This window comes from Aeromonas sp. HMWF016 (assembly GCF_963878195.1).
Classification (GTDB): Bacteria; Pseudomonadota; Gammaproteobacteria; order Enterobacterales; family Aeromonadaceae; genus Aeromonas; species Aeromonas lacus.
This window is the reverse complement of the sequence record NZ_CAWNWX010000063.1, coordinates 56,634-59,732: the sequence shown is the minus strand read 5'-3', so window position 1 is coordinate 59,732 and position 3,099 is coordinate 56,634. Positions and strand designations below refer to the sequence as shown.

Sequence of the window (3,099 nt, the reverse complement as noted above, 5' to 3'; positions counted from 1 at the left end):
CGGGGCGTCTGGCTCACGTGGTGAGCCAGATAGCGGCGGTAGTTGAACAGCCCGTCCATCAGACTGCCGTAGACGAACAGCGGGCGTGGCTGGCAAAGGCTCATGAGATCTCGCCGCCCACGACCTTGATATCGCCATCCTGCTGCAGCACCACCGCCTCGATGGCCAGCGCCAGCGCGCGGGTAATGTCGCTCATGGCGAGGCAGGGCTGGTTCACCTTGTCCGCTACCTGTTCGGTTATGTAGGGAACGTGGATAAAGCCGCCGCGCACCGCCGGGAACTCTTTCTCAATCAGGTAGTGCAGCTGGTACATGATGTGGTTGCAGACGAAGGTGCCGGCGGTGTTGGAGACCGCCGCCGGAATGCCGTTCTCCTTGATGCGCTGCACCATCCCCTTGAGGGGCAGACGGGAGAAGTAGGCCGGAGCGCCATCGGCCTGAATCACTTCATCGATGGGCTGCTGCTGCTCGTTGTCGGGGATGCGGGCGTCGTCGAGGTTGATGGCGACGCGCTCCGGGGTAATGGCGAAGCGGCCGCCCGCCTGACCGACGTTGATCACCACGTCGGGCTGGTGCTGGCGCATCAGCTCTGCCAGCAGGGTGGCTGACTTGCCAAAGACGGTGGGGATCTGCGCCTTGATCACGGTGGCGTCCAGAATTGTCTCTGGCAGGCGCTTGACCGCCTCCCATGCCGGGTTGATGGGCTCGCCGCCGAAGGGGTCAAAACCGGTAATCAGTACTTTCATCATCTTCTCCCGAATGGTCAGAATGCCCAGAAATACATGAGTGCGATATGGATCAGCACCAGCGTCAGCGCCATCGGCACCTGCACCTTGATCACCTTGTTGAGATCCTTCATCTCCAGCAGGGCGGCGGGCAGGGCGTTGAAGTTGGCGGCCATGGGGGTCATCAGGGTGCCGCAGAAGCCGGCGGTCATCGCCAGCGCACCGGCCACCACCGGGTCACCGCCCTGGGCAATGACGAAGGGGATGCCGATGCCGGCGGTGATGACCGTGAAGGCGGCATAGGCGTTGCCCATGATCATGGTGAAGACCATCATGCCGAGGCAGTAGGCCACCACACCGACGAAGGGGCTGCCGACCGGCACCACGGTGGAGATCCCGTGGGAGATGACATCGCCGACGCCGGACTTGTTGAAGATCACCCCGAGCGCAGCCAGCAGTTGCGGCAGAATGCCGGTGATGCCGACCTGCTGGATCATCCGGTCGGAGTCACCCACCACGGTAGCGGGGGTGGCACGAGTCAGCAGTACCGTGATGACGAAGGCGATGACCGCTGCCAGACCGATACCGACTTGACCGCCAAGGGGGGTGAACTGGGCGATCACCACCGCCAGCACGGCCAGCAGGATGCAGGGGAGGAAGATCCGGTTGCCGATGCGGTTGGCGTGGGTCTGGGACTCCTCCTCGCTCGCCTGCTCAAGCTTGCCGATCTTCACCTGCTTGAGCAGGGTAATGACCCCCATGGCGAGGATCAGCACGCCATTGATGACGTTGGGGATATAGCTGCCGAAGGCGAACAGCACACCCAGGATGGTCCAGAACAGGGCTGTACCGATCTTGGCCGGGTGGTTGGAGTCACGCAGGACGCGCCAGGCGCTGCTGAACAGGATGACGCCGATCAGCACATAAAAGAATTCGAGCATGTTGGGGATGAGGGTCGCCATTATTGTTGCCCCTCCTTGTCGCTGCTCACGGTATATGTCTTGGCCATCTGACGGTCAAACCACATATTGGAAGCGGCCACCATCAGCAGGGCGATAATGGCGATCGGCATGGATGCCTTGGCAATATCGACGGCAGAGACGCTATATCCAAGAGATTCAAACGTACCGACGATCAGCAATACCCCGGCGGAGGCGACGAAGGTATTCTGGGCAAAGAAGTTGCCGTAGTTTTCGGTGGCCGAAACCCGCGCCTTGATATATTCCTCATCCTCTTCGCTTAATTTGCCGTGCACCTTGGTGGCGGCTGCCTGAGTCATGGGATTGACCAGCGGACGAATAAACTGGGTGTGACCCTGAACCCGCACCGAGAAGAGACCGGCCAGTTCGCGGATAAACATATAGAGGGTCATGAACTTGCCCGGGGTGAGCTTCTTGATCCGCTCGATCAGGGTGACTGCCTGCTGTTTGAGACCGTAGCGTTCGCAGATGCCGATCATCGGCAGGGTCAGCAGAAACAGCGTCACCATGCGGTTGGAGACGAAGGCTTCCCCCAGCAGGGAGAGGCAATCGGTCATGGAGAGACCGGAGACCAGCGCCGTGGTGACGGCGGCCACCAGCACGACAGCCAGGGTGTCGAGTTTGAAATAAAAACCCAACAAAATAATAAGAATGCCGCTCAGTTTAATCCATTCCAATTAGCCACCTCGTTAAAGTGAATATTTATGTGTAATTTTGGGTAGCCGAGTTGTTTATCACCAGACTCCGGGGATGGCAACAAATAATCACCTTGGTGGGATTCGTTTGGTTTTTAATTGCGGTTTGCTGTTGGTTTATTGCTCTCTGGTCAATGGTGAATCCCGTTATTTTGGCGCTATTTCGTTTCACCTTAATCAGCTGTAGCAATCATTGCCGGTGCCTGTGTGGCAAGGCAGAACTGACAACATGGCTATTATTTGTTGCGTTATTGGTAGGGGCGGGTGCAGCTTCGCAATATATTGGCAACAACCAAGCGGCGGTATTTTTATGGCCGCGAAGGTGGCGTTGGGATATTAACTGGAAAGGGAAAACAAGCCGGTGGCGAAGGCGTTTCGCCACCGGTGCGGGGTCAGTGACTCTGTTTGACCCAGATAAGCTGGTCGGTAGCAAAGCCCAGCGATTTCGCTTTGGCGACCAGCGCATCCACCTTCGCCTTGGGCGGGTTGGGTGAGCGGGAGAGGATCCAGAGGTAGTCGTGGTTGTAGCTGGTTACCAGCGAGAGCTGGTAATCGGGGTCGAGGTCGATGACGTTGTAGCCGCCATAGAAGGGGCCGAAGAAGCTCACCTTGAGCCGCGCCTCGTCAGGGCTGCCGACGAAGTAGGCCTTGCCTTCGGCTTCGCGCCAGCTGCCATCGCTCTGCTTGCCGCGGTTGAGCA

At 58.8% G+C, this 3,099-nt stretch carries 4 protein-coding genes; all 4 read right to left on the bottom strand.

Features of this window, described 5'->3' with window-relative positions; translation table 11 throughout:
- Positions 1-100: 100 nt before the first annotated feature.
- Positions 101-748, bottom strand: a complete 648-nt coding sequence (gene pcp / locus AACS24_RS09235; RefSeq protein WP_258223164.1) for a pyroglutamyl-peptidase I — start codon at positions 746-748, stop codon at positions 101-103.
- Between the two features lie 14 nt (positions 749-762).
- Positions 763-1,686 carry a DUF979 domain-containing protein gene (locus AACS24_RS09230; RefSeq protein WP_108573296.1) on the bottom strand — a complete coding sequence of 308 codons (924 nt, stop codon included), beginning with the start codon at positions 1,684-1,686 and terminating at the stop codon, positions 763-765.
- On the bottom strand, positions 1,686-2,381 hold the full coding sequence (locus AACS24_RS09225; protein WP_108573294.1) for a DUF969 domain-containing protein: 696 nt from the start codon (positions 2,379-2,381) through the stop codon (positions 1,686-1,688). Before AACS24_RS09225 ends, AACS24_RS09230 begins: the two co-directional genes overlap by 1 nt.
- A gap of 410 nt (positions 2,382-2,791) precedes the next feature.
- The coding region (locus AACS24_RS09220) for a lipocalin family protein (RefSeq protein WP_258223163.1) at positions 2,792-3,099 on the bottom strand (308 nt) is incomplete at its 5' end.

Excerpts from the sequence above, each read along its gene's own strand:
- pcp (WP_258223164.1), bottom strand. The coding sequence starts at position 748 with ATGATGAAAGTACTGATTACCGGTTTTGACCCCTTCGGCGGCGAGCCC.
- AACS24_RS09230 (WP_108573296.1), bottom strand. The coding sequence starts at position 1,686 with ATGGCGACCCTCATCCCCAACATGCTCGAATTCTTTTATGTGCTGATC.